We start from the raw sequence: 24,841 nt of genomic DNA, 5'->3' as shown, positions 1-24,841 counted from the left end.
AAATCAGCGCGGCGACAAGCATCACCATCCGGCGCCCGTGGGACGCATGGTCGTTCCGGAGCCAGGCCATCAACGCTCTTTGTCCCTGTTCCCGCCGGCAGTTTCGGCCAGTCTGGAATACAGGGCGTGGTCGCGCCACTGCCCGTTTATTTTAAGATACTCGCGCAAAAGGCCTTCCCGCTGAAATCCGGTCCGTTCGAGCAGCCGGATGCTTTTTTGATTGTCTGGAATACAGGCTGCTTCAATTCGGTGCAACTCGAGGACCCTGAATATGTATGGAATAGCCAGCTGAAGTGCGGCAAACATATGGCCGTGTCCCGCATGTCTTTCGCCCATCCAGTATCCGATCATGCAGCTTTGCGAGGCGCCGCGCCGGATGAGGCCGATCGTCAGGCCGCCGAGCAGCGTGTCGTCGGGGCGAGAAAAAAGGAAGAGCGGCACGGCGAGCCCGGCGTAATACTCCTGCTCGTTGCGCAGCACGCGGGCGCGGAAGGCCCTCTCCGTGAGATCGTCCGGACGCCAGCTCGGTTCCCACGGCTGCAGGAAGCTGCGGCTTTCCGACCGCAGGGCGTGCCATTGCTCGAAATCGCTGTAGCGCGCCAGGCGCAGGCGATGGAATTCGCTTGCAAGATCAGGCTTGTCCGGCTGCCGTGACAGAAACCGAAACACCGATCGTCCCATCGATCACCCCCGGATCGGCGGCAGGTCACGCCGCCGCATGTGTCGTCGTCGGCGGTCGGCCCGCCTTATATGGCGGCCTTGCGGGCCGATCGATCGCCGAGCGACAGGGCGCCGGCGATCTCGTCCATCGGCGCGAGCTGTTCAAGCGGGCCGATCGCCGAAAGCGTCGGCACCGTGTCGAAGAACAGCCGGCCGGCGAGATCGGTGAGGCGCTCGGTGGTGATGCCTTCGAGGCGCTCCATCATCTCCTGGTTGGAGATCGGGCGGCCGTAGAGCATCATCTGGCGGGCGATCTGGCCGGCGCGCGCCGCCGGGCTTTCCTGCCCCATCAGAAGCTGTGCGCGGATCTGGGCACGCGAACGGTCGATTTCCTGCTGGTCGATCGACTGCGAGGCCTTGCGCAGCTCCTGGATGATGACGGGCACGAGCTCCGGCAGGTTCTCGCCGCCGGTCGCCGCATGGATGCCGAAGATGCCGGTATCGGAAAAGCCCCAATGGAAGGCATAGACCGAGTAGCAGAGGCCGCGGAATTCGCGCACCTCCTGGAAGAGCCGCGAGGACATGCCGCCGCCGAGGATGTTGGCGAGCACCTGCGAGCAGTAGAAGTCGCGCACATGGTAGGCGCGGCCCTCGAAGCCGATCAGCACCTGTGCATCCATGAGGTCGCGGGTCTCGCGCGCCTCGCCGCCGGTATAGCGGGCGGGCTCCATGACCGGCGTCGCGGAGGCCTTGGTCGGCAGGGAGGCATAGCGGTCCTCGACCTGGCGGACGAAGGCGTCATGATCGACGGCGCCGGCGGCGACGACGAACATGCGGTCGGTGGTGTAGTTGCGGGAGAGATAGCCGCGGATCTCGTCGCTGGTGAAGGCCTTGACCGTGTCCGGCGTGCCGAGGATCGGGCGCCCGAGCGTCTGGTCGCGGAAGGCGATCTCGGAGAAGCGGTCGAAGACGACGTCGTCCGGCGTGTCGTTCGCCGCGCCGATCTCCTGCAGGATCACCTGCTTCTCGCGCGCAAGCTCGTCCTCGTCGAAGAGCGAGTCCGTCAGGATGTCGGAGAGGATGTCGACCGCGAGCGGGACGTGGTCCTTGAGCACGCGGGCATAATAGGCGGTGGTTTCGGTCGAGGTTGCGGCGTTGAGTTCGCCGCCGACGTTCTCGATCTGCTCGGCGATGTCGCGGGCGCTGCGGCTCGTCGTGCCCTTGAAGGCCATGTGTTCGAGCAGATGGGCGATGCCGTGCTCGTCCGGCGTTTCGTTGCGGGCGCCGGACTTGATCCAGGTGCCGAGCGCCACACTTTCAAGGTGCGGCATCCTCTCCGTCACGACGGTCAGCCCGGAGGGCAACCGGGTACACTCAACCTTCATATCTGTCTTTCTACGCCTGGTTTACGTTTACGCGCGGGCATGCTGGCCGATGAAGGTTTCAACGGCTTTAAGCTCTGCATCGAGAATGTCGAAACGTTCCTCCCGGTCCATCAGGTCAGCAAGCCACGTCGGAAGCGCCGGGTCAATACCGCTTGCGGATTTTACCGCGGCGGGGAATTTCGCCGGGTGGGCGGTCGCAAGCGTCACCATCGGGCTTGCCGAACGCTCGAACTTGGCGGCGGCGAAAACGCCGACGGCGGTGTGCGGATCGAGCAGGTAGCCGGTCTCGGCGAGCGTCGTGCGGATCGTCTTCGCCACCTGCTTTTCGCTGGCGCGGGCAGCGCGGAAATCCTTGCGGATCGCCTTCAGCGCCCGCTCCTTGATCTCGAAGGCGCCGGATTGCCTGAGGCTCTCCATCGCGGCGCGGACCGCCGCGTCGTCGCGGTCATAGGCCTCGAAAAGCAGCCGCTCGAAGTTCGAGGAGATCTGGATGTCCATCGACGGCGAGGTGGTCGCCGAGACGCCGCGCATCTCGTAACGGCCGCCCTTTAACGTCCGGGCGAGGATGTCGTTCTCGTTGGTGGCGATCACCAGCCGGTCGATCGGCAGGCCCATCTTCTTGGCGACATAGCCGGCGAAGACGTCACCGAAATTGCCGGTCGGCACGGTGAACGAGATCTTCCGGTCCGGGCCGCCGAGGGTGAGCGCGGCGGTGAAGTAATAGACCACCTGCGCCATGATCCGCGCCCAGTTGATCGAGTTGACGCCGGAGATGCGCAGCCGGTCGCGGAAGGCCGCATCGTTGAACATCGCCTTCACGAGATTCTGGCAGTCGTCGAAATTGCCGCGGATGGCGAGCGCATGGACATTGTCGGCTTTGCAGGTGGTCATCTGCCGCTGCTGCACCGGCGAGACTTTTTCGTGCGGGAAGAGGATGAAGACGTCGGTGCGGGAACGGCCGGCGAAGGCGTCGATCGCCGCGCCGCCGGTGTCACCCGAGGTGGCGCCGACGATGGTCGCCCGCTCGCCGCGCTCGGCGAGAACATGGTCCATCAGCCGCGCCAGAAGCTGCATCGCGACGTCCTTGAAGGCGAGCGTGGAGCCGTGGAAGAGTTCGAGCACGAAGGCGTTCGGGCCGGTCTGCACGAGCGGGGTGACCGCCGGATGCCGGAAGGTCGCATAGGCCTCGTCGATCATCGCCCGGAAGACGTCGGCCTTGATCTCGTCGCCGACGAAGGGCCGCAGGACCGCGAAGGCGACCTCCTGGTAGCTCTTGCCCCGAAGCGCGCGGATCTCCTTCTTCGAGAGCTTCGGCCACTCGCGCGGCACGTAGAGACCACCGTCGCGGGCAAGCCCCGCGAGGAGTGCATCGCAGAAGCCGAGGCTGGGGGCCTGGCCCCGGGTAGAGATGTATTCCAAGAGTGTCATCCTTGCTGTCGGGAATGAAGGCTTGCCTTCGAAGGCCCGCACGAGGCCGAAAATTGAAGCGAAACACCGGCGACCGGATCGATTTTTCGCTGCGCCGCTGATATAGACCATCCGCAAGGGTCGTGAAAAGGCCTCAATTGGAATGGTTTTTGGCTGCGCGCAGCCTGAAATGGGGAAGGTTCGGAATCGTGTCTTTGAAAGTCTCGCGCGGGATTTTGGCCGCATCCTTGTTGATTGCCCTGGCGGGCTGCAATGCCGGCAATCCCGGCTCCGCTCTCAACGGCGCCGACAAGCCGGCCGCAACGCCCGCCGCCGCTCCCGTGGTGCAGGGCCTCTGCCCGACGATCGCGTTGCGTGACGGTACGGCCTACTACCGCACCTATGCCAAGGGCGGCAAGGACGACCCGGCGAAGGTCGTCTACCAGGCCTCGCTCGCCGACACGACCCGTTCCTGCAGCCGCGACGAGACGCAGCTGACGATCAACGTCATGATCCAGGGCCGCCTGGTCGCCGGTCCGATGGGCAAGGCGGGCACGCTGAAGATGCCGATCCGCGTGGCGGTCACCGACGGCGACAAGGTCGTCTATACCGAGCTCACCCAGTTCGAGGCGAGCCTTGCCGATGCCGCACAGGCGAGCCAGTTCCTCTTCACCAAGCAGGTGACGGTGCCCGGCGACGTTTCGGGGCTTACCAAGGTGCAGGTCGGGTTCGACGAAGGTCCTTACAAGACCAAGTAATCACAAGGAATTTCGCGGGGAGGTCGGTTTTTGCCGGCCGTTTGCCGCACGGATCGTCCGCCTTTGAGGGGAGGTGGCGGTCCTTGCAAGTCGGGGGCAGGGGTGAAGGTCGCCATCATCAGGAATCCCGTCTCGGGTGGGCGCTCGGGGCAGGCGGGCTGGCTGCGCGTCAGGCGCGAGCTCGACCGGCATTTTCCGGCAATCGAGGAGCATGAGACGGTCGCCGGGGGCACGCCGCTCCTGGCGCGTCGCATAGTCGAGGCCGGTGTCGACCTCGTGATCGCTGTCGGCGGCGACGGCACGATCAGCGAGGTGGCCGACGGCATTCTCTCGTCCTCGCGTCCCGACACGCCGCTTGCCTTCGTTCCGGCCGGAACCGGCGGCGACTTTGCCCGCAATTTCGACCTGCCTCGCCAGCCGGCTGCAATCGCCGAAGCGATCGCCCGCGCGCCTGTGCGAAAAGTCGATGCCGGCTTCCTGCGTTGCCGTGCGGAGGATGGCGCGACCACCGGGCGTCATTTCATCAATATCGCGAGCTTCGGCGTCTCGGGCGAGGTCGTGCGCTCGGTCAACGCGGCCGAGCGCGGCGGCTGGCTTCCCGGATCGCTGCGCTTCTTCGTCCATTCACTGCGGTCGATCCTGCGCTACCGGCCGCGCGGCGTGCGGCTCGTGCTCGACGGCCGCGAGGTGCATGCCGGCCCGGTGACCACGGTGGCGGTCGCCAACGGCGGCTGGTTCGGCGGCGGCATGCATGTCGCGCCGGCCGCCGACCTTTCCGACGGGCTCTTCGAGGTCGCGGTTCTCGGCGGCGCCCCGACGCTCGAGACCCTGATGCTGCTGCAGAAGATCTATTCGGGCGCCCATGTCGGCGATCCGAAGGTCCATTTCTACCGGGCGCGTTCGGTCCTGGCAGAGCCGCTCGACGATCGGCCGGCGCTGTTGGAGGCGGACGGCGAGACGCCGGGAAGCATTGCCGCCTCCTTCGAGATGAAGCCGGCGGCGCTGACGCTGAAGATCTAGTTCAGACGAGGCCCGACCAGCTCTCCATTGCGGCGATGACCGCCGGCAGGTCGACCATGCGGGAGATCACCGTCTCGGCGCCGGCATCGGTCAGCCGGTCGGCATGGGAGGGATAGGTGTGCGAGGCGCCGGTGAAGCCGATGACGCGGATGCCGGCATCGCGCGCGGCGTGCACGCCGTGGACCGAATCCTCGACGACGACCGCCTTCTTCGCCGCGACGCCCATCTGCGAGAGCGCGTGCAGATAGATGTCCGGCTTCGGCTTGACGCGGTCGGCGCCGAGGTCCTTGGCCGAGAAGATGTTCGGTGCGAACTGCTCCTTGAGGCCGACTTTCGTCAGCATGCTGTCGAGGCGGTGGACGGAAGAGTTGGAGCAGATGCAGCGCGGGCCTTCGATGCGCGAGAGCGCGAAGCTGACGCCCTCGATGATCTTGACCTCGCGGGCGAGGCGCTGGTCGAGCAGCGTTTCGGACTTGTCGAGCAGGCTCGCCGAAAGCGGGATATCGATTTCCTTTTCGACCGAGAGCAGGATGTTCTTCCAGGTCATGCCGGCGAAGCGCTCGCCCATCTCTTCCACGGAGATCGGGTAGCCCGCTTCGTTGAGAAGTTTAGATTCCACCCTCGCGGCGATGATCTCGGAATCGACGAGAACGCCGTCACAATCGAAAATGGTCAGCTCGAAACCGCTCATGGAAGTATCGTCCTCTGCCTCGGGAAGGTCGCCTGACTACACGATCGGGCGAGGAAGGACAATCATGCTCGGCGCAGGGCAGGTGTGTTCTCCGCTTCTCCTTCCTCGGAAACGACGATGCCTGCCGACTCGACCGGCTCGCCGCGCACGGGCCTGGCGAAATGGACCGTGAGCCACTCCATCAGGACGGCTGCCACTGTGCGCCAGCGATGATCGACGGTCAGCATGTGGGAACTGTTCGGGATGAACACCGGTTCCACGCCGAGGCGCCTTGCCGTCCGGCGCACGTCGGCTGCCGAGACCAGTCTGTCACGGTCGGCTCCGACGACGAGCCTCGGGGTCGAGGCAGCTGGCAGACCGCGGACGCGTTTGAACAGCATGCCGAACAGCGCCGGGATCGATTCCACCCCGTAGAGATCGAGCATGTAGTCCATATCGCTCTCCAGCGGTCCGCGGGAAAACATCAGCGAGCGCGCTGCGTCAGGATTGGTGACGATCGGCGTCAGGTCGCCGGTCCAAAGACAGCGCAGAACGCCGGACGGTGTCGTCCGCACCACGTTGAGGAAGCCGCTCCAACAGCCGTAATGGGGCACCGACGCGAGCAGGACTAGTCCGCGCACCGCCTGTCGCGCCGCGATGTGCTGTGCAATGAAGCCGCCCATCGAGTGGCCGATCAGCACGGGCCGGTCGAGTAATCCGACCAACTGGTTCACGTCGTCGATGTAGTTTTCGATCGTGGCGAACCGGATTTCGCCCTCGCTGTCGCCATGTGCACGAAGATTGACCGCGATGCAGTCGTATCCGGCCTCGGCGAAGTGGGGCATGAAGTGCGTGTCCCAGTACCAGGTCGAGGACCAGGCGCCGTGAAGGAACAGCAGTTGCCCCTTCGCAGCCTCGCCTCGCGGTCCCTGGCGGCGGACGCCGAGCGCGCCCGCCTTCCCATTGATCGTACTGTGCTCGACGCTCTTCATTCGGCTGCCACGGCAAGCGGAGATCTGGCGATCCGGGCCGCGCCCGGTGCCGGTTTCGAGCGGGCGATCTCGCGCTTCAGCCGCTTGCGGAAGGCCATGTCGTTGACGGTGATCGTGTGGCGCTGCGAGGCCACCTGACGGAAATCGGGTCGGCCAATTCCTCGTCGATCAACGTGCCGAGAGGCTTCGACGGCGACCACAGGCCTGCGAGATGGCGCGCGGCGAGCTTCGCTTGCAGTTCCGCCCCCGGCCAGATGCAGCCGATCGGCTGGAAGAGACCCATGAAATAGATGTTCTTCAGCTTTTCCGGGATCATCCGCTGGTAGAGCCGGACCGGACCGCGTGAGAGGTCGATCAGCGCGGGATCGAGGAAGGTGTGGGCGATCTTGTAGCCGGTGCAGGCGATGATCGTGTCGAACTCTTCGGAGGTTCCGTCGACGAAGTGGACCCGCTTGCCCTCGAAGCGGGCGATGTCGCGCTTCGGCTGCACCTTGCCGTGGCGAAGGGCGAGATAGAGGTCCGAATTGAGTGTCGGATGGGTTGCCATGATCCGGTGGTCCGGATCCGGCAGGCCGATGTCTCTGTTGCGTCCCTGCAGGAAATTCAGGAGCCATTCGAACAGCCGCAGTTGGAGTGACTTCGGAAGCCAGGTGAAGCGATAGAAGATTGAGTCGATCGGCTTGCCGAAAAGGAATTTCGGAACGAGATAGTACCCCCTCCGCCAACTGATGGCGGTCTTTTCGGAAACGCGCGCCGTTTCCACGGCTACGTCGCACGCCGAATTGCCACCGCCGATGACCAGCACCCGCTGGCCTGCGAAGGGAGCCGCCCGCTTATAGTCGTGCGAGTGGATAAAGGTGCCGGTGAACGTGCCGGGATAGCTCGGCATGTTCGGCGTGTGATGGTGGCCGTTGCAGATGCAGACGGCGTCGAAGACCTCGGTCCGGACATCCTCCTCACCGGATCATTGCCAGCTCACCGACCAGAGGTCTCCGGGTGCCGGTCGGCAGGCCACCACTTCCGTCTCGAAGTGAATATGTTTGGGCACGTCGAACGTCCGCGCATAATCCTCGAAGTAGCGGGCCAGGATCCGGTGTGACGGGTAGTCAGCCGCATCTGTCGGCAATGGGAAATCCTCGTAGGATGAGGTGTATTTCGAGCTGATGATGTGGGTCGTCTCGAAGACGCTCGAATGGCCCGTCGGGTCGTCGAAACGCCAGTTGCCGCCGACACCCTGGCAGCGATCGAAACCCGTGACGTCAAAGCCCAGATCCGTGAAGTTCTTGATGGCGGTGATTCCGGCGGGGCCGGCGCCGATGACGGCAACGCGCTTTTGCATGTGCTTTCTCCTCCCTGAAGCGATGTGATGATTGATAAAAATGACGCATGCGTCAATAATAAAATGACGTAGGCGTCATTTTTGTGCGCACCCTTCATCTTTCGCCGAAAATGTGACATGAGACGCCATGCAAATGTCGAAACGCGAGCAGAACAAGAAGGCGAACCGCGAAGCGATCTTGGTCGCCGCACGCGACGTGTTTTCACAACTGGGCTTCGGCGCCGCCACGGTGCGCGACATCGTGCGTGCCAGCGGCCTGGCGATCGGTTCGTTCTACAATTACTTCAACGATAAGGATGAAGCCTTCGCAGCACTCGTCGAGGCAATCGTCGTTCCTCTCGCCAGAGACTTGAAGACGGCACGAGCGACAGCCCGTACGCCGCAGGCTTTCATCGGCGAGCCCTATCGGCTGGTGGCGGATTTTGCCCGGACGGACAGCGCCAACGCCACGCTCATCGTGAAGAACCAGACCCTTTTTCGGCAGACCTTCTATCTGGCGTCGATCAGGACCACCGTGCAGACCGATCTGGAGACGGATCTCCGAGGCTGGATGGTGGAGGGCCGGCTACAGCGCCACGATCCGGTACTGATGGCCGATGCCATGCTTGCGCTCGGGATCGACCTCGTTGTTCAGACGGCGCTGGACCCGGCCAGTGCCTCCGGCCGCGTCGCCTTTCTGGTAGACCTCTTCATGGCGAGGCTTGCGCCAGCCGCCCATCCTGCGGCCTAGGGGCGAGCGCTGCATTCTGTGCCTTTCATCCGCCGGCAAGCGCGAGCAACTCGCCCTCGAAGCGCTGCGGGTAGCGCCGGAGCCCGCCCTCCTTCTCCAGCATGTCGGCGAGCCAGATGCCGTCGGCGGCGAGCCGGACGACGGCGAGGGCCGGCGTGTCGTCCGTTGCACGGTGCCGGGAAAGCCGTGCGTCGAGCCAGGCCGTCCAGAGCGCCCTGAGCGCCGGTTCGGAAACGATCGCGACCGACAGCGCCGCCCAGAGACTTCTCGCGCCGAGCAGCCGGTCGGAGAAGCAGGCGCGGACATAGGCGCGGGTGAAGCGGCCTTCCGGCTTCGGGTCGCTTTCCATCGAGCGGTCGATCTCGCGGTCGAGCTGGTCGAGCAGGTCGGCGAAGACGGCGGCGAGCAGCGCCTGCTTGCTCTCGAAATGGTGGAGTAACCCGCCCTTGGTAACGCCGGCGCGCTCGGCCACCGCCTGGATGGTGATCGCGCCCGCCCCGCTTTCGGCGGCGATCTGCGCGGCGCAGTCGAGCAGCGCCCGGCGCACCTGTTCCGGCTGTTTCGGGCGGTGATAGGCCGAGAGGGCGGGCGCGCTCAATGGCTCACCGACCCGGAGAGCGTGTTCATGACGATGACGCCGGCGACGATCAGCGCGATCCCGGAAAGGGCCGCGAGGTCGAGCGTCTGCCTGAAGACGAAGACGCTGATCAGCGCCGTCAGCACGATGCCGAGCCCGCCCCACATCGCGTAGGCGATGCCGAGCGGCATGCCCTTGAGCGCGTGCGTCAGCAGGTAGAAGGAGGCGGCGTAGAACATCACCATGCCCGCGGTCGGCAGCAGGCGGGTGAACTGCTCGGACCGCTGCAGGAGCGTCGTGCCGATCACCTCGAGCACGATCGCGCCGCCGAGCGCACCATAGGCGGAAAAGACGGGGTTCATCGCAAAATACTCTCGCACGCGTTCATCATGACCGCAAAGATACCGGACGGTAGGTTTCTTTGCAAGATGCGTGATGGCGTGTGACGTAGGCGCTGTCTGCCGCTTCAGTTCGGCAGGTTTAGGCTGACATCCTGACGCTGGTGCAGGATACGAATAACGTCGATCCGCTCGCCCTCGTCGCGGAAATAGATCATGTGTGATCCGACTGTCTGCTTCAGGTAGCCGGTGCGCACGTCGACCATTCGGCCGCGGCTGGCGCCGGAAGCCAGGTGAAGACAGGCGGTTGCGAACGTCCTCGATATAGCGATCGGCCTGATCCAGCCCCCAGGTTGCGGCGCTATACTGCCAAATGTGTTCGAGATCGGCTGCTGCCGCAGGTGAGAGTGTAAGCGCCTTCATCTGCCCTTGAACTCGGCCCGCATGCGCGCCTTGAACGCATCGAAGTCAAAGGGACGCGGCTCGCCCGACTGTTCGCCCTCAATCAGCCCATCCTGCAGCGCCTTGACCTTGGCCTCATGCTCTTCCAGAAGCCGCAGGCCGGCGCGCACCACTTCGCTCGCGGAACCATAGCGCCCGCCTTCGACCTGTTCGGCGATGAAGCTGGTGAAGTGCTCTCCGAGCGTGACTGAGGTGTTGCGGTTCATGGGATGTCCTTCCAGGAAGCGTATACCAAAATGTAATACAGGCGAGCGAAGGTGGCAAGGTAGAGGCGGGATCAGTCCATCGGAAACATCACCCGGAAGCGCCTTTCCCCTTCCGGCGAGAACGTGACGACGCGGCTGCCGTCCACCCGCCGTGCCTCGCCGCGGTCGAGGAAGTGGGAGAGCAGGGCCTTGCCGAGCGAGCCTGCGAGATGGGTGCGGCGTTCGCTCCAGTCGAGGCAGGCGCGGCAGAGCGGCCGCCGTCTCGCCTTCAGCGCATCAAAATCGATGCCGTGGCCGGAAAGCAGGCTTTCGCCCCTGTCCGTCAGCCGCAGGGCCTCGTCGCTCGCCTCGATTGCGCCCTGGGCGATCAGGCTGTCGAGCATGCGCACACCGTAGTCGCCGGCAAGATGGTCGTAGCAGATCCGCGCCTTGCGCAGGGCCGGCTCCTTCGGTCCGACGCGGTGGCGCAGGTGCCCCCGGCTCGCGGCAAAGCCCATCAGGTTTTCGATCATCGCGCCGACATGGTCGTCAGCGAGCGCGAAGTAGCGGTGCCGCCCCTGCTTGCGCTGGCGAAGCAGCCCGCCGTCTTCGAGTTTCGAAAGATGCGAACTCGCAGTTTGCAAGGTGACGCCGGCTGCCCCGGCGAGCTCGGTTGCGGTGAGCGCCTTGCCGCCGAGGAGGGCGAGCAGCATGTTCGAGCGCGCCGGATCGCCGATCAGGGCGGCAATGCGTGCAATGTCCGGGCCTTCTGCCATGATGCACCTCGCGTGGTTTTTGCGTTCGATGAACGGTGCAGAGTGTAGCACATGCTTCGGCCGATATCGAACCATGTTCGCCGAAGCCATACCTGCATCATGCGCCGTTGGGCCCGCCGATGCTTCGATCGTGGTCGAAGCAACTTCGCTGTGGCGTGTGGCACATCGGGGTTCCCGAAACCGAAGGAGTTCCCATGATTACCTGCATCATCCGCTATCGCATCGCGCCGTTCGCTCGCGAGGATTTCGCGACCTATGCCCGCAACTGGGGCGAGGCGATCCCGCGCTGCGGCGCCGATCTCGTCGGCTATTTCGCCCCGCATGAGGGCTCGCTGACGACCGCCTACGGCATCTATCACGTCGAGGATCTCGCGGCCTACGAGGCCTACCGGGCGAGGCTCGCCGCCGACCCGCTCGGCCGGGAGAACTACGAATTCGCCCGCAAGGCCGGTTTCATTCTCGAGGAGGACCGCTTGTTCCTGAAAGAGGTGAGCCGCGTACCTGCGTCAGGGAGGCAGCCATGATCGCCGTCATCTTCGAGGTCGTTCCCGCGGAAGGGCGGCGCACCGCCTATCTCGCCCGCGCTGAGCTCCTGCGGCCGCTGCTTGAGGAGGTCGACGGCTTTCTGTCGATCGAGCGGTTCGAGAGCCTCTCCGAACCGGGCAAGGTCCTGTCGCTCTCCTTCTGGCGGGACGAAGCGGCCGTGGCCGCCTGGCGCCGGACGGAGGAGCACCGGCAGGCGCAGGAGGCGGGTCGCGCCGGCATCTTCGCCGACTACCGCCTGCGCGTCGCCCACGTCGTCCGCGACTATGGCCTCCAGGCTCGCGACGAGGCGCCCGCCGACAGCCGCGTCGCGCACGGCTGAGAACGACAGTTCATTCTCCCCGCGCCGTCACCCGCCGGCGCGGAGGGTGCGCGTAAACCATGTTCGTAAGGGCTTACCGGGCGCAAATGCCGGGGAGCGCGGAAAATCGCTTCACCCGTTCAATCTTTGGTAACCAAGTTCGGTAACCATGAGCCTCGTTATCCCGTGCTGCGTCCGCGTAACAGAGAGTAGAACATGGCTTCTGTATTTCCGCTCGCCGAACTTCGCCGTTCTTCGGACCCGTTCTCCTGGGTCGACAGCATCATCAAGGGCGATTGCGTCGCCGCGCTCGAAGCACTTCCCGACAAATCCGTCGATGCGATCTTCGCCGATCCGCCCTACAACCTGCAGCTCGGCGGCATGCTGACCCGTCCGGACCAGTCGGTGGTCGATGCCGTCGACGACGAATGGGACCAGTTCGCCTCCTTCGAGGCCTATGACGCCTTCACCCGCGCCTGGCTGCTCGCCTGCCGCCGCGTCCTGAAGCCGACCGGTACGATCTGGGTCATCGGCTCCTACCACAACATCTTCCGCGTCGGCGCGACGCTGCAGGACCTGAATTTCTGGATCCTCAACGACATCGTCTGGCGCAAGACCAACCCGATGCCGAACTTCAAGGGCCGCCGCTTCCAGAACGCCCACGAGACGATGATCTGGGCCTCGCCCGATCCGAAGGCCAAGGGCTACACCTTCAACTACGACGCCATGAAGGCCGCCAACGACGACGTGCAGATGCGCTCCGACTGGCTGTTCCCGATCTGCGGCGGCTCCGAGCGCCTGAAGGGCGACGACGGCAAGAAGGTCCATCCGACCCAGAAGCCGGAAGCGCTGCTCGCCCGCGTCATCATGGCCTCCACCAAGCCCGGTGACGTCGTGCTCGATCCGTTCTTCGGCTCCGGCACCACCGGTGCGGTCGCCAAGCGTCTCGGCCGCCATTTCGTCGGCATCGAGCGCGAACAGGATTACATCGACGCTGCTGCGGCGCGCATCGCCGCCGTCGAGCCGCTCGGCAAGACGGAACTGACCGTGATGACCGGCAAGAAGGCCGAACCGCGCGTCGCCTTCAACACGCTGGTCGAGAGCGGCATGATCCGTCCCGGCCAGGTGCTCACCTGTTCACGGCGCCGCCATTCGGCGATCGTCCGGGCGGACGGTACATTGGTTTCCGGCGGCGAGGCGGGCTCGATCCACCGCGTCGGCGCAAGGGTGCAGGGGCTCGACGCCTGCAACGGCTGGACCTTCTGGCACTTCGAGGAAGGCAAGGCGCTGCGCCCGATCGATGAATTGCGGGCGGTCGTCCGCAGCGGAATGGCGAAGCTCGATTGACGATCCGGCGCGTTTCGCCTGCATGCGAGGTCCTCCTTCCGGTTCCAGTACCTTCAGTCCCGGAAGGAGTTGCTTGACGCCCGGTCCCGACAAGGAACCGGGCGTCATCTTTTTCTGATCGGTTCCGCAGCCGTCCTCAGGCGGTAACGCCGTAACTCGCGAGGTCCCGGCGGAGCTTGTCGGCGCCGGTGAACTGCACCGCCTGCCAGCCGGCCGCTTTCGCACCTTCGACGTTGGCAAGCGAATCGTCGATGAACAGCGTGTTCTCCGGCTCCAGCCCGTGCGTCGCGGCATGGCGTTCGTAGATCGCCGTGTCCGGCTTGATGAGGCCCACTTCGCCGGAAACCGTGATCCCGCGCGAAGTGGTGAGGAACGGATACATCTCCTGCGCCTCGCGGAAGGTATCGGCGGCGAAATTGGTGAGCATGGTGACGTCCCGGCCGCTGTCAATCAGCGCGCGCAACAGCGTCACCGTGTCCTCGTAGGCATAGGGCACCATCTCGCGCCAGTTGATCCGGAAGGCGCGGATGTGGTCTTCGTGCTCGGGGAAGCTTGCGATCAAAAGTTCTTCCGCTTCCTTCCAGCCGCGGCCGCGGTCCTGTTCGAGATTCCAGTCATGCGTGCAGACGTTGTCGAAGAACCAGCGGCGTTCCTCGGGATCGGGAATGATGCGGGAAAAGGGCAGGTCGGGATCGTAGTGGATGAGCACCTTGCCGATGTCGAAGACGATGTGGCGGATATCTGCAGGCATTGGTTATCCCTTGTTGGTCGGAAAGGCGTTCGGAATAGCCTGAACGATTGCTTTTTTCATGACGGTCGGCAGCGCGAGATCATCAAGTTTGGTCACCGGTTCCCAAAATCCGTGAACGCCGGAGGGGACGCCGAGCGGTCCGGCGCGATAGACCGAAAGCCGGAGCTCGAAATGGGTGAAGACGTGGGTGACGGTGCCGGCCGGCTGCCAGTCGGCGGGGAAGGGGGCGGCGGCCACGTCGGTCTCGCCGTCCACCCGTGCCGTCCAGCCGGTGGTCGGCACCTCGGTCATGCCGCCGAGCAGGCCCTGTTCCGGACGCCGCCGCAGGAGAATCAGCCCGTCGCCCGAGACGGCGACGAAGGCCGCGCCCTGCCGCACCGGCTTTTCCTTCTTCGCAGCCTTCACCGGAAACCGTTCCGGATCGTCGCCGTCGAGTGCGAGGCAGTCCCCGCGGAACGGACAGAGCGCGCAGGCCGGACGCTTCGGCGTGCAGATCGTCGCGCCGAGATCCATCATCGCCTGGGCGAAGTCGCCCGGCCGTTCGGCGGGCGTCAGTGCCGCCACATGCCGCTTCATCTCCGGTTTCGAGCCGGGCAGCGGCGCATCGATCGCATGGAGCCGCGAAATCACCCGCTCGACATTGCCGTCCATCACCGCCGCTGGGCGGCCGAAGGCGATCGCGGCGATTGCCGCAGCCGTGTAGTCGCCGATGCCGGGCAGCGTCCTCAGACCCTCCTCGGTATCAGGGAAGACGCCGCCATGGGTGCCGGAAACGACTTCCGCGCACTTCTTGAGATTACGGGCGCGGGCATAGTAGCCGAGGCCCGCCCAGGCGGCCATCACATCCTCGTTCGGCGCGGCGGCGAGATCTTCGACGGTCGGCCAGCGGTCCACGAATTTCTCAAAATAGGCCTTCACCGCCTGCACGGTGGTCTGCTGCAGCATGACTTCGGAAAGCCAGACATGGTAGGGGTCGGGGCGCCGGCCCTTTGCCGCCATGGCAGGCGTCGTGCGCCACGGCAGCTCGCGATGGTGGCGGTCGTACCAGGCAATGAGCGCCCGGGCGGTCGGATTTGCGGAGGATTTCAAGGTCGCCATTTGCCGATGTGGGGTAAACTCGCCTATATCTGGCCAAATCGGCATTTGGTTCAAGGCCGGATCGGCCGGCACAGGTAAAAGGTTCAGGCGCCGCGATGAATACCCAGAAGAAAAGCGCCGCGCCGAGAAAGGGTGTCTTCCAGATATCCGAGGTGGCGAACGGCATCATCGATCCGGTGCTCGCGCGCCGCGCCGGCATCAACACCGCGCTCCTCGGCTCCTGGGACGAGATCGTCGGCGACAGTTTCGCCGATTGCTCGCGGCCGGAAAAGATCGCCTGGCCGCGGCGCGGCGAACCGGGCGAGGAGGGCGGCCACCGGCCGGGCGTGCTGACGATCGCCTGCGATGGCGCCCGGGCGCTCTTCCTCTCCCATGCCCAGGGCGAACTGATCGCCCGCATCAACGGCTTCTTCGGCTATCCGGCGATCGGCCAGATCCGCATCGTCCAGAAACCGGTCTCGCAGACGGCGCTTCGCCGCCCGAAACCGCGAAAGCTCGAAGGTGAGCGGGCGCGACGCCTCGCCGACATGATGGAAGGCATCACCGACGAGAAGCTGAGGGCCGCGATCGAGCGGCTCGGCACGGCGGTTCTCTCGCCGAACCGGCGTCCGCGATAGCCGCCGTGCCCGTCCGGTCGCGTTTCTCGCGTCGTCCGGGCCTCAGGATGTCACAATTCTTTGATGAAACAGCAGCTTCCCCGCCTTGTTTGCCGCCATCCGGCAATATAACGGTTGTGGCAAAGTCCAAACTCTGAACGAGACAGGTGCCCCGATGCAAATTTCCGAACTGAACCTCACCAAGCGGCGGCTGCTCGGCGGGATCGCCGTGACGGCGCTCGGCGCGCTGCTCGCCTCCTGCTCGGACAGCTCGGAGGAAAAGCCGGCTGAAACCAAGACCGCTCCCGCCGCCGAGGAGCCGAAGCCCGCTGCCGAAACGACGCCGGCCCCGGCCGAGGCGCCCGCCGCCAAGGTCGAGGTGCCGCAGCCCGACGGCACCGTCGACATGGCCGAGGTGCTGAAGCCCGGAACGCTGCCGGAAATGGCGATGGGCGACGCCAATGCGCCGGTGAAGATCGTCGAATACATGTCGATGACCTGCCCGCACTGCGCCAATTTCCACGAGAAGACCTTCGACGCGATCAAGACGAAGTATATCGACACCGGCAAGGTCTATTTCGTGCTGCGCGAGTTCCCCTTCGACCCGGCCGCCACCGCGGCCTTCATGCTGGCGCGCTGCGCCCCGCAGGACCGCTACTTCCCGTTCGTCTCCACCTTCCTCAAGCAGCAGCGGGCCTGGGCGGCTCCCGCCGACGGCGATGTCCGCGGCGCGATGCTGCAAATGTCGAAACTTGCCGGTTTTACACAGGAGAGCTTCGAGGCGTGCTTGACGAACGCGAAACTTGCCGCTGATGTGACGGCTGTGAGAGACCGCGCGGCCAAGGATTTCAACATCAAATCGACGCCGACCTTCCTCATCAATGGAAAGAGCTATTCCGGAGACATGTCGGTTGAAACCATGTCGGCACTCATCGACAGCTTCCTCTGACCGGCGCGCATTCGAGACAACGGCCGGCGGGAGAACCCGTGCGGCCGTTTTTTACCTCCCCCTTGATGGGGGAGGTCGCGCGAATGCGCGGGTGGGGGTGACGCTCCTGGCGGTCACCCCACCCCGGAGCTTTGCTCCGACCCTCCCCCTCAAGGGGAGGGTGAACCCATGAAATTCAACCGTCTACGCCTCGTCGGCTTCAAGTCCTTCGTCGAACCGACGGAGTTCGTGATCGAGCGCGGACTGACGGGTGTTGTCGGGCCGAACGGCTGCGGCAAGTCCAACCTCGTCGAGGCGCTGCGATGGGTGATGGGCGAGAACTCCTACAAGAACATGCGCGCGTCCGGCATGGACGACGTGATCTTCTCCGGCTCGGGAAACCGCCCGGCGCGCAATTCGGCCGAGGTCGGCCTCTATCTCGACAATTTCGACCGCACCGCGCCCGCCGCCTTCAATGATGCCGACGAGATCCAGGTGACGCGCCGCATCGAGCGCGAGCAGGGCTCGGTCTACAGGATCAACGGCAAGGAGGCGCGTGCCAAGGACGTGCAGCTTCTCTTTGCCGATGCCTCGACCGGCGCACGCTCGCCCTCGATGGTCGGGCAGGGGCGGATCGGCGAACTCATCCAGGCGAAGCCGCAGGCGCGGCGCCAGCTGCTGGAAGAGGCGGCCGGCATTTCCGGCCTGCATTCCCGCCGGCATGAGGCCGAACTTCGTCTGCGCGCCGCCGAAGGTAATCTCGAACGTCTCGAAGACATCACCACCCAGCTCGAAAGCCAGATCGAGAGCCTGAAGCGGCAGGCCCGGCAGGCGAACCGCTTCAAGATGCTCTCGGCCGACATCCGCGCCAACGAGGCGATGCTGCTACATGTGCAATGGGTGCAGGCCAAGCAGGCGGAAGGCGAGGCGGACAGCGCCTTGAACCAGGCGACCTCGATCGTCGCGGAAAAGGCGCAGGCCCAGATGGAGGCCGCCAAGGCGCAGGCGATCGCCAGCCTGAAGATGCCCGAGCTGCGCGAGGAAGAGGCGAAGGCCGCCGCCGCGCTGCAGCGCCTGCAGATCGCCCGCTCGCAGCTCGAAGAGGATGCCGGCCGGCTGCTGAAGCGCCGCGACGAGCTTGCCCGCCGTTTGGCCCAGCTCGACGAGGACATCCGCCGCGAGGAGCGGCTCGTCGCCGACAATGCGACGATCCTCGAACGGCTCGACGTCGAGCAGGCCGAGCTCGAAGAGGTGCTCGCCGATTCCGGGCGCCATGCCGAGGAGACGCGCGCGGCCTTCGAGGCTGCCGCAGCGACGCTCGCCGAAAGCGAGAAGCAGTTTTCAGCGCTCACCGCCGAGCGCGCCGAGGCGGCTGCCGGTCGCACCCAGCTCGAACGCTCGATCCGCGAGCTCGCCGACCGCCGCCAGCGCCTGCAGCGGCAGGCGGAGGATGCCACCCGCGAGATCGCCGATATCGCCGCGCGCGTCGCCGGCTTGCCCGATCCGGACGAGAAGCGGGAAATGGTCGAAGCCGCCGAACAGGCGCTCGCCGATTGCGAGGGAGCGGTCGTCGAGGCGGAGGCGGCCCTTGCCGGCGCACGCCGTGACGAAGGCCTCGCCCGCACCCCGCTCGAAGCGGCGCGCGCGAGGCTGAACGGGCTTGAAACCGAGTCCCGCACGATTTCCAAGATGCTGGCTTCCGCGGCGGCTTCCGGCGAATTCTCGCCGGTCGCCGAGGAGCTGCGCGTCGATCGCGGCTTCGAGACGGCGCTCGGGGCGGTGCTCGGCGACGACCTCGACTCGCCTACCGATCCGCGTGCGCCCGCCCACTGGAGCGAGAACGGCGCCGGCACCGACGATCCGGCGCTGCCTGCGGGCGCCGTGCCGCTGATCGGCCATGTCGCCGCCCCGCCGGCACTGACGCGGCGTCTGCGCCAGATCGGCGTGGTCGCGGCAGATCAGGCGCACCACCTGATGGGGCTCCTGCAGCCCGGCCAGCGGCTCGTCACTCGCGAGGGCGCCGTCTATCGCTGGGACGGCCACGTCCGCGGCTCCGAGGCACCGAGTGCGGCCGCGCTCCGCCTCGCCCAGAAGAACCGGCTCGCCGAAATCGAGGCCGAGATCGGCGAGGCTCGTGACCAGCTCGCGGAGGCGGAAGATAGCCTTGCCGAGGCGGTCGAGGCGATCCGCCTGGCGGATGCAGCTCTCGCCGCCGCGCGCGAGACCCAGCGCCTCTCGCTCCGCCGCCTCTCCGAGGCCCGCGATGCGCTCGCCCAGGCGGAACGCGCCTCCGGCGATCTGCTGCGCCGCCGCGACGTGGTCGAGGAGGCGCTGAGCGGCCTGAAGGCGCAGGTCGAGGAAATCCTCGCGCAGGAGGAGAATGCCCACATCGAGCTCGAGGATGCGCCGGACCTTTCCGATCTAGACGAGCGTCTGCGGATCAGTCAGGTCGAGGTGGCGACCGGCCGCGGCATGCTCGCCGAGGCGCGCGCCCGCCACGAAGGGCTCGACCGCGAAAACGAGCAGCGCCGGCGCCGCATTGCCGCGATCGGCCAGGAACGGGCGACCTGGATTGCCCGTGCGCGGAGCGCCGAGGAGCATATCGCCACGCTCCGCGACCGCGAGCTCGAGGCGCGCGAAGAGGTCATGTCGCTCGAAATGGCGCCGGACGAATTCGACGAGAAGCGCCGCGCGCTGATCGCCGAACTCGACAAGGCGGAAGCTGCCCGCCGGGCCGCCGCCGACAGGCTCGCCGAGGCCGAGACCCGCCAGCGCGAGGCCGATGCGAAGGCGGTATCCGCCCTCGCCGAGCTGGCCGAAAGCCGCGAGAAGCGCGGCCGTGCCGAGGAACGCCTGATGTCGGCGCGCGAGCGTCGCAAGGAGACCGAGGGGCGCATCCACCAGGCCCTCAACGTCGAGCCGCACGAAGCCTTCCGGCTGACCGGGCGCAATGCCGGCGACGGCCTGCCGGACCTGCGCGCGATCGAGCGCGATCTCGACCGGCTGCGCATCGAGCGCGAACGCCTCGGCGCCGTCAACCTGCGCGCCGACGAGGAACAGAAGGAGCTTTCGGAGAAGCTCGCCGCGCTCATCAGGGAACGCGACGACGTGATCGACGCAATCCGCAAGCTGCGGGGTGCGATCCAGAGCCTGAACCGCGAGGGCCGCGAACGGCTGATCGCCGCCTTCGACGTCGTCAACGTGCAGTTCCAGCGTCTCTTCACCCACCTCTTCAACGGCGGCACGGCCGAGCTGCAACTGATCGAAAGCGAGGACCCGCTGGACGCCGGCCTCGAAATCCTCGCCCGCCCGCCGGGCAAGAAGCCGCAGACAATGACGCTGCTTTCCGGCGGCGAACAGGCGCTGACGGCGATGGCGCTGATCTTTGCGGTCTTCCTCACCAATCCGGCGCCGATCTGCGTGCTCGACGAGGTGGACGCGCCCTTGGACGACCACAATGTCGAGCGCTACTGCAACCTGATGGACGAGATGGCGGCCTCCACCGAGACCCGCTTCGTCGTCATCACCCACAACCCGATCACCATGGCGCGCATGAACCGGCTCTTCGGCGTCACCATGGCCGAGCAGGGCGTCTCCCAGCTCGTCTCGGTCGACCTGCAGACGGCGGAGGCCCTGCGCGAGCGCGAGGCGGTGTGACCGGCCGGTGCCGGCAGTGCCGCAGGTCTTTCCGGGCGGCCATGGCCGCCGCCATGACGGTCGCTCTCGCCTTTCCGCTCCATGCGGAGGAACCGGCTCAGAGCCTTTCCGGCAACTTTCTCCCTGAGGTGATCGCATCGTCTGCGCCCCACCGCGAGGCGCTCGAAAAGCTGCTGCGGGGCCGCCGCGGGCTTCCACCGTGGATACGCGCTATCGCTTCTCGGCCCAAATATATCGCACTTGCCTCGAAGAGCGTTGCGGTCGACGGCAAGGAAATGCAGCTCTTTTCCGCCTGCGAGGCTGGGCGCTGCGCCGAAAGCCGCCTGCAGGCACTCTTCTCCGCCGACGGCAAGCGGGTGACGGTCTATATCCGCGACACCCGGCAGGGGCATCTTGTCTTCGGCGATCCGACGCCCGCGGAACGGCTCGCCGGCGATTTCTGAAGGCGGGAGAGACAGCCTCCGGCTTCCTCGGAAAAATTCTCCACGACCATGCCGCAATTATGATGCAATGCAACATAAGTTGCAGGTCGCGGCGTTTCCAATCCGGCTAGATTGCTGTAAATGATGGAAAAAGCCTATGGGTGGAGAGCGGGCATGAGGAAGTGGGTCTATACCTTCGGTGACGGAAAGGCCGAAGGTCGCGCGGGCGATCGCGAGCATCTCGGCGGCAAGGGCGCAAACCTTGCGGAGATGGCGAGCCTCGGCCTGCCGGTGCCGCCCGGCCTCACCATCATCACCGACGTCTGCACCTATTATTACGAGAACGGCCGCACGCTGCCGGAGGGCATGAAGAAAGAGGTACTCGCCGGCCTGAAAGGCATGGAGGAGATCACCGGCCGCGGCTTCGGCGATACTACCAATCCGCTGCTGCTCTCCGTCCGCTCCGGCGCCCGCACCTCCATGCCCGGCATGATGGACACGGTCCTCAACCTCGGCCTCAACGACGAGACCGTCGAGGCGCTCGGCCACAATGCCGGCGACGCGCGCTTTGCCTGGGACAGTTACCGCCGCTTCATCCAGATGTACGGCGACGTCGTCATGGGACTCGGCCACGAGGCCTTTGAGGAAATTCTCGAAGACGAGAAGGCCCGCCTCGGCCACGACCTCGATACCGACCTCTCCGCCGTCGAATGGCAGCATGTCGTCGGCCTCTACAAGACGCTGATCGAGGAGGAACTCGGCGAGCCCTTCCCGCAGGACCCGCTGGTCCAGCTCTGGGGCGCGATCGGCGCGGTCTTTGCAAGCTGGATGAACCCGCGGGCGATCACCTATCGCCATCTGCACGCCATCCCCGCAGAATGGGGCACCGCCGTCACCGTGCAGGCGATGGTCTTCGGCAATCTCGGCTCGACCTCTGCGACCGGCGTCGCCTTCACCCGCAATCCCTCGACCGGCGAGAAGGCGCTCTACGGCGAGTTCCTCGTCAACGCCCAAGGGGAGGACGTCGTCGCCGGCATCCGCACGCCGCAGTCGATCACCGAGGCGGCACGGATCGAATCCGGCTCCGACAAGCCCTCCCTCGAAAAGGTCATGCCCGAAGCCTTCGCCGAGTTCCGCTCGATCTGCGACAAGCTCGAAGCGCATTACCGCGACATGCAGGACCTCGAATTCACCATCGAGCGCGGCAAGCTCTGGATGCTGCAGGCCCGCTCCGGCAAGCGCACGACGAAGGCGGCGATGAAGATCGCCGTCGACATGGTGGCCGAGGGCCTGATCGGCGAGGAAGAGGCGGTGATGCGCATCGAGCCGTCCTCGCTCGACCAGCTTTTGCACCCGACGATCGATCCGCGTGTCGAGCGCGACGTCATCGGCGCCGGCCTCCCGGCATCGCCGGGGGCGGCGACCGGCGAGATTGTCTTCACGGCGGAAGAGGCCGTCATTGCCGAAGAGGAGGGCCGCAAGGTGATCCTCGTCCGCGTCGAGACGAGCCCGGAAGACATTCACGGCATGCACGCGGCGGAAGGCATCCTGACGACCCGCGGCGGCATGACCAGCCACGCGGCGGTGGTCGCCCGCGGCATGGGCATCCCGTGCGTGGCGGGCGCCGGAAGCCTGCGCGTCGACCTGCGCAACGAGGTGCTGATCGGCGCCGGCGTGACGCTCGGCAGGGGCGACGTCATCACCATCGACGGTTCCACCGGCCAGGTGCTGAAGGGCAGGGTGCCGATGCTGCAGCCGGAGCTTTCCGGCGATTTCGCCCAGCTGATGGACTGGGCCGACCGCACGCGGCGCATGACGGTTCGCACCAATGCCGATACGCCGACCGATGCGCGCGCGGCGCGCTCCTTCGGCGCCGAAGGCATCGGCCTCTGCCGTACCGAGCACATGTTCTTCGAGGGCATGCGCATCCAGGTCATGCGCGAGATGATCCTCGCCGCCGACGAGGAGGGCCGCCGCCGGGCACTCGCCAAGCTGCTGCCGATGCAGCGCTCCGATTTCACCGAACTCTTCGAGATCATGCACGGCCTGCCGGTGACGATCCGTCTGCTCGATCCGCCGCTGCACGAATTCCTGCCGAAGACCGACGAGGAGATCGCCGAGGTGGCGGACGCCATGGGCCTCGAGCCGCAACTCCTGCGCCAGCGGGTCGATGCGCTCCACGAGTTCAACCCCATGCTCGGCCATCGCGGCTGCCGTCTTGCGATCTCCTATCCCGAGATCGCCGAGATGCAGGCACGCGCGATCTTCGAGGCCGCGATCGAGGCCGCCCGCGAGACGGGTGCCGCGGTCGTGCCGGAAATCATGGTGCCGCTCGTCGGCCTGAAGTCCGAGCTCGACTATGTGAAGGCTTCCATCGACCGCATCGCCCAGGAGGTGATGACCGAGGCAGGCCTGCAGATCGGCTATCTCGTCGGCACGATGATCGAGCTGCCGCGTGCGGCCCTGCGCGCCCATGTCATCGCCGAGGTGGCGGAATTCTTCTCCTTCGGCACCAACGACCTGACGCAGACGACCTTCGGGATTTCGCGCGACGACGCCTCGTCCTTCATCACCACCTACCAGCGCAAGGGCATCATCGAGCACGATCCGTTCATCTCGCTCGATTTCGACGGCGTGGGAGAGCTGATCCGCATCGCCGCCGAGCGCGGCCGCCAGACGCGGCCCGACATGAAGCTCGGCATCTGCGGCGAGCACGGCGGCGACCCGGCCTCGATCCACTTCTGCGAAGGTACCGGCCTCGACTACGTCTCCTGTTCGCCCTTCCGCGTGCCGATCGCAAGGCTCTCCGCCGCACAAGCCGCGATCAAGGCGAACCGTAACGGCCGCCGCGCGGGTTAGCCCCCGCACCCCCGGTGGATGACAAATCGCCCGCGGTGTGGAATAGCCGTCGCAGGATCTTTCACCGGGACGGCATGAGACGGCCTTCATGAGCAAGCGACGGCAACAGCAAAGGGCCCGGCAGCGGGCGAGGACGGCAAGCGCCGTTCCGTCGGCGTCCGCCGCGAAGTCCCAATCCGTAAAGCTCCAGCCAGCGAAGCCGGCGGCCGAGGCGCTGCCGCCGGTGCCGGCTGGCACGCGGCCCGATTTCCGCCGGATCAGCCGCACCGCGGGCTTCCGCTGGTCGCTCGGCCTCGTCCTCCTCGGCTTTTTGGGACTCGGCCTGTCGCAGGCGATCCCCCACGATTACGGCTTCCTGGAGCTCGGCTTCCTCTTCACGCTCTCGGTCTACGATCTGGTGCTGGCGATGCTCGGCCTTGCGGTCGCCGCAGCCGTCGCGCCGGGCGCGCGCGAGATGCGCATCATCTTCGCCACTTTCCTCGTCGTGCTGGTGGCGATGCTTTCCTTCTTCGATCCGATCTTCCGCGGGATCATGGCCTCGCCGCTCGGCGAGGTGCTCTATCTCGTCGCTCCCGCCGCGGTGATTTCGACCGGGGCCGCGCTCTGGGTGCCGGGGCGCTGGGCCGGCCCTGCCGCAGCCGTCGCCGCGGCGATCGTCGCCTTTTCCTTCTCGCTCTTCGTCGGCCTCGACGATCTCGGCATCGGCATCCTCGATTTCACGACAGGCACGGTGCTCTGCGCGCTCTGGCTGGTCGTGGCTCCCGCGCTTCTGCTGCGGCAGTTCCGCGGCCCCTGGCTCGTCATCCCCTCGCGCATCGTCGGTAGCTGGCTCGTGGTCATCGGCATCATCGTCCTCGGCTCGCTCTACATGCCGCAGCCGGAAAACGTCGCCCCTCCGCCGCCGCCGGGCGACCTGCAGCTCGTCATTCCCGAGGACGGCTCGGCACCGACGTTGAACGGCGAGGAACTGCCGCTCGACGACGGCAGTCAGACCGACGGCAGTCAGGCGGGCGAAGGCACGCAGCCGTGACCGCGCTTGT

General features: G+C 65.9%; 24 protein-coding genes and 2 pseudogenes. 12 read left to right on the top strand and 14 right to left on the bottom strand.

From position 1 onward, the window contains the following. Positions 1 to 69 precede the first annotated feature (69 nt). From EUU22_RS10020 to thrC, 3 genes are all read right to left on the bottom strand, one after another. The gene (locus tag EUU22_RS10020; RefSeq protein WP_129331878.1) at positions 70 to 681 is read right to left on the bottom strand and encodes a GNAT family N-acetyltransferase; all 612 of its coding nucleotides are present in this window, start codon (positions 679 to 681) and stop codon (positions 70 to 72) included. Between the two features lie 65 nt (positions 682 to 746). Beyond that, entirely contained in the window at positions 747 to 2,045 is a 1,299-nt protein-coding gene (locus EUU22_RS10015; protein WP_129331877.1) for a M16 family metallopeptidase, read from the bottom strand. Between the two features lie 27 nt (positions 2,046 to 2,072). After that, positions 2,073 to 3,473 carry a threonine synthase gene (gene thrC, locus EUU22_RS10010; RefSeq protein WP_129331876.1) on the bottom strand — a complete coding sequence of 467 codons (1,401 nt, stop codon included), beginning with the start codon at positions 3,471 to 3,473 and terminating at the stop codon, positions 2,073 to 2,075. Between the two features lie 188 nt (positions 3,474 to 3,661). Between thrC and EUU22_RS10005 the strand changes: the two genes are divergently transcribed. Both EUU22_RS10005 and EUU22_RS10000 read left to right on the top strand, forming a co-directional pair. Continuing rightward, complete coding sequence (locus tag EUU22_RS10005) at positions 3,662 to 4,210, top strand: hypothetical protein (RefSeq protein ID WP_129331875.1); 549 nt, start codon at positions 3,662 to 3,664, stop codon at positions 4,208 to 4,210. Between the two features lie 102 nt (positions 4,211 to 4,312). Next, entirely contained in the window at positions 4,313 to 5,230 is a 918-nt protein-coding gene (locus tag EUU22_RS10000; RefSeq protein ID WP_129331874.1) for a diacylglycerol/lipid kinase family protein, read from the top strand. Between the two features lies 1 nt (position 5,231). Here EUU22_RS10000 and EUU22_RS09995 read toward each other — a convergent pair whose 3' ends face one another. The 3 genes and pseudogenes from EUU22_RS09995 to EUU22_RS25585 all read right to left on the bottom strand — a co-directional run bounded on the left by EUU22_RS09995 (position 5,232) and on the right by EUU22_RS25585 (position 8,231). Continuing rightward, positions 5,232 to 5,921 carry an HAD family hydrolase gene (locus tag EUU22_RS09995; RefSeq protein ID WP_129331873.1) on the bottom strand — a complete coding sequence of 230 codons (690 nt, stop codon included), beginning with the start codon at positions 5,919 to 5,921 and terminating at the stop codon, positions 5,232 to 5,234. A gap of 62 nt (positions 5,922 to 5,983) precedes the next feature. Continuing rightward, the gene (locus tag EUU22_RS09990) at positions 5,984 to 6,892 is read right to left on the bottom strand and encodes an alpha/beta hydrolase (RefSeq protein ID WP_129331872.1); all 909 of its coding nucleotides are present in this window, start codon (positions 6,890 to 6,892) and stop codon (positions 5,984 to 5,986) included. Positions 6,893 to 6,968: 76 nt separating this feature from the next. Further along, positions 6,969 to 8,231: pseudogene (locus EUU22_RS25585) on the bottom strand (flavin-containing monooxygenase). Between the two features lie 127 nt (positions 8,232 to 8,358). On the opposite strand from EUU22_RS25585, the gene EUU22_RS09980 reads away from it, so the two are divergent. Further along, the gene (locus EUU22_RS09980; protein WP_129331871.1) at positions 8,359 to 8,961 is read left to right on the top strand and encodes a TetR/AcrR family transcriptional regulator; all 603 of its coding nucleotides are present in this window, start codon (positions 8,359 to 8,361) and stop codon (positions 8,959 to 8,961) included. Between the two features lie 25 nt (positions 8,962 to 8,986). Here the strand turns inward: EUU22_RS09980 and EUU22_RS09975 are convergent, their stop codons facing one another. The 6 genes and pseudogenes from EUU22_RS09975 to EUU22_RS09955 form a co-directional block, all read right to left on the bottom strand. Beyond that, the gene (locus EUU22_RS09975; RefSeq protein WP_129331870.1) at positions 8,987 to 9,559 is read right to left on the bottom strand and encodes a TetR/AcrR family transcriptional regulator; all 573 of its coding nucleotides are present in this window, start codon (positions 9,557 to 9,559) and stop codon (positions 8,987 to 8,989) included. After that, on the bottom strand, positions 9,556 to 9,900 hold the full coding sequence (locus tag EUU22_RS09970) for a DMT family transporter (RefSeq protein WP_129331937.1): 345 nt from the start codon (positions 9,898 to 9,900) through the stop codon (positions 9,556 to 9,558). The genes EUU22_RS09975 and EUU22_RS09970 overlap by 4 nt, the downstream gene beginning before the upstream one ends. Positions 9,901 to 10,004: 104 nt before the next feature. Next, positions 10,005 to 10,142 carry a type II toxin-antitoxin system RelE/ParE family toxin gene (locus tag EUU22_RS25970; RefSeq protein WP_280956483.1) on the bottom strand — a complete coding sequence of 46 codons (138 nt, stop codon included), beginning with the start codon at positions 10,140 to 10,142 and terminating at the stop codon, positions 10,005 to 10,007. 97 nt (positions 10,143 to 10,239) lie between these two features. Continuing rightward, positions 10,240 to 10,299, bottom strand: a pseudogene (locus tag EUU22_RS25965) (hypothetical protein); the annotation flags it as partial. Further along, on the bottom strand, positions 10,296 to 10,544 hold the full coding sequence (locus EUU22_RS09960; RefSeq protein ID WP_129331869.1) for a type II toxin-antitoxin system ParD family antitoxin: 249 nt from the start codon (positions 10,542 to 10,544) through the stop codon (positions 10,296 to 10,298). The gene EUU22_RS09960 and the pseudogene EUU22_RS25965, both read right to left, overlap by 4 nt. A gap of 71 nt (positions 10,545 to 10,615) precedes the next feature. Next, complete coding sequence (locus tag EUU22_RS09955) at positions 10,616 to 11,299, bottom strand: ArsR/SmtB family transcription factor (protein ID WP_129331868.1); 684 nt, start codon at positions 11,297 to 11,299, stop codon at positions 10,616 to 10,618. A 194-nt stretch (positions 11,300 to 11,493) separates the two neighbouring features. Here EUU22_RS09955 and EUU22_RS09950 point away from each other — a divergent pair, with 194 nt between their 5' ends. The 3 genes from EUU22_RS09950 to EUU22_RS09940 all read left to right on the top strand — a co-directional run bounded on the left by EUU22_RS09950 (position 11,494) and on the right by EUU22_RS09940 (position 13,490). After that, positions 11,494 to 11,823, top strand: a complete 330-nt coding sequence (locus EUU22_RS09950; RefSeq protein WP_129331867.1) for an NIPSNAP family protein — start codon at positions 11,494 to 11,496, stop codon at positions 11,821 to 11,823. Beyond that, the gene (locus EUU22_RS09945) at positions 11,820 to 12,164 is read left to right on the top strand and encodes an antibiotic biosynthesis monooxygenase family protein (RefSeq protein ID WP_129331866.1); all 345 of its coding nucleotides are present in this window, start codon (positions 11,820 to 11,822) and stop codon (positions 12,162 to 12,164) included. The genes EUU22_RS09950 and EUU22_RS09945 overlap by 4 nt, the downstream gene beginning before the upstream one ends. A gap of 195 nt (positions 12,165 to 12,359) precedes the next feature. Continuing rightward, entirely contained in the window at positions 12,360 to 13,490 is a 1,131-nt protein-coding gene (locus EUU22_RS09940; RefSeq protein WP_129331865.1) for a site-specific DNA-methyltransferase, read from the top strand. Positions 13,491 to 13,626: 136 nt separating this feature from the next. Here EUU22_RS09940 and EUU22_RS09935 read toward each other — a convergent pair whose 3' ends face one another. Then, positions 13,627 to 14,241 (bottom strand): HAD family hydrolase, encoded by a 615-nt coding sequence (locus EUU22_RS09935; RefSeq protein WP_129331864.1) that lies wholly within the window; start codon positions 14,239 to 14,241, stop codon positions 13,627 to 13,629. A gap of 3 nt (positions 14,242 to 14,244) precedes the next feature. After that, entirely contained in the window at positions 14,245 to 15,339 is a 1,095-nt protein-coding gene (gene mutY, locus EUU22_RS09930) for an A/G-specific adenine glycosylase (RefSeq protein ID WP_129331863.1), read from the bottom strand. A gap of 95 nt (positions 15,340 to 15,434) precedes the next feature. Here mutY and EUU22_RS09925 point away from each other — a divergent pair, with 95 nt between their 5' ends. The 6 genes from EUU22_RS09925 to EUU22_RS09900 all read left to right on the top strand — a co-directional run bounded on the left by EUU22_RS09925 (position 15,435) and on the right by EUU22_RS09900 (position 24,831). Next, positions 15,435 to 15,956, top strand: a complete 522-nt coding sequence (locus EUU22_RS09925; RefSeq protein ID WP_129331862.1) for a DUF721 domain-containing protein — start codon at positions 15,435 to 15,437, stop codon at positions 15,954 to 15,956. 154 nt (positions 15,957 to 16,110) lie between these two features. Then, a complete protein-coding gene (locus EUU22_RS09920) occupies positions 16,111 to 16,884 on the top strand; it encodes a DsbA family protein (protein ID WP_129331861.1) in 774 nt (257 codons plus the stop codon). A 168-nt stretch (positions 16,885 to 17,052) separates the two neighbouring features. After that, positions 17,053 to 20,520 carry a chromosome segregation SMC family protein gene (locus tag EUU22_RS09915; RefSeq protein ID WP_129331860.1) on the top strand — a complete coding sequence of 1,156 codons (3,468 nt, stop codon included), beginning with the start codon at positions 17,053 to 17,055 and terminating at the stop codon, positions 20,518 to 20,520. Positions 20,521 to 20,573: 53 nt separating this feature from the next. After that, entirely contained in the window at positions 20,574 to 20,963 is a 390-nt protein-coding gene (locus EUU22_RS09910) for an Ivy family c-type lysozyme inhibitor (RefSeq protein ID WP_165351134.1), read from the top strand. Between the two features lie 153 nt (positions 20,964 to 21,116). After that, positions 21,117 to 23,801, top strand: a complete 2,685-nt coding sequence (ppdK, locus tag EUU22_RS09905; protein WP_129331858.1) for a pyruvate, phosphate dikinase — start codon at positions 21,117 to 21,119, stop codon at positions 23,799 to 23,801. Between the two features lie 88 nt (positions 23,802 to 23,889). Further along, entirely contained in the window at positions 23,890 to 24,831 is a 942-nt protein-coding gene (locus tag EUU22_RS09900; protein ID WP_129331857.1) for a hypothetical protein, read from the top strand. The last annotated feature ends 10 nt before the right edge of the window (positions 24,832 to 24,841 follow it).

Origin of the sequence: Ciceribacter ferrooxidans, assembly GCF_004137355.1 — a bacterium.
GTDB lineage: Bacteria > Pseudomonadota > Alphaproteobacteria > Rhizobiales > Rhizobiaceae > Allorhizobium > Allorhizobium ferrooxidans.
The sequence above is the reverse complement of the archived record's forward strand: the minus strand, read 5'-3'. Positions and strand labels throughout refer to the sequence as shown.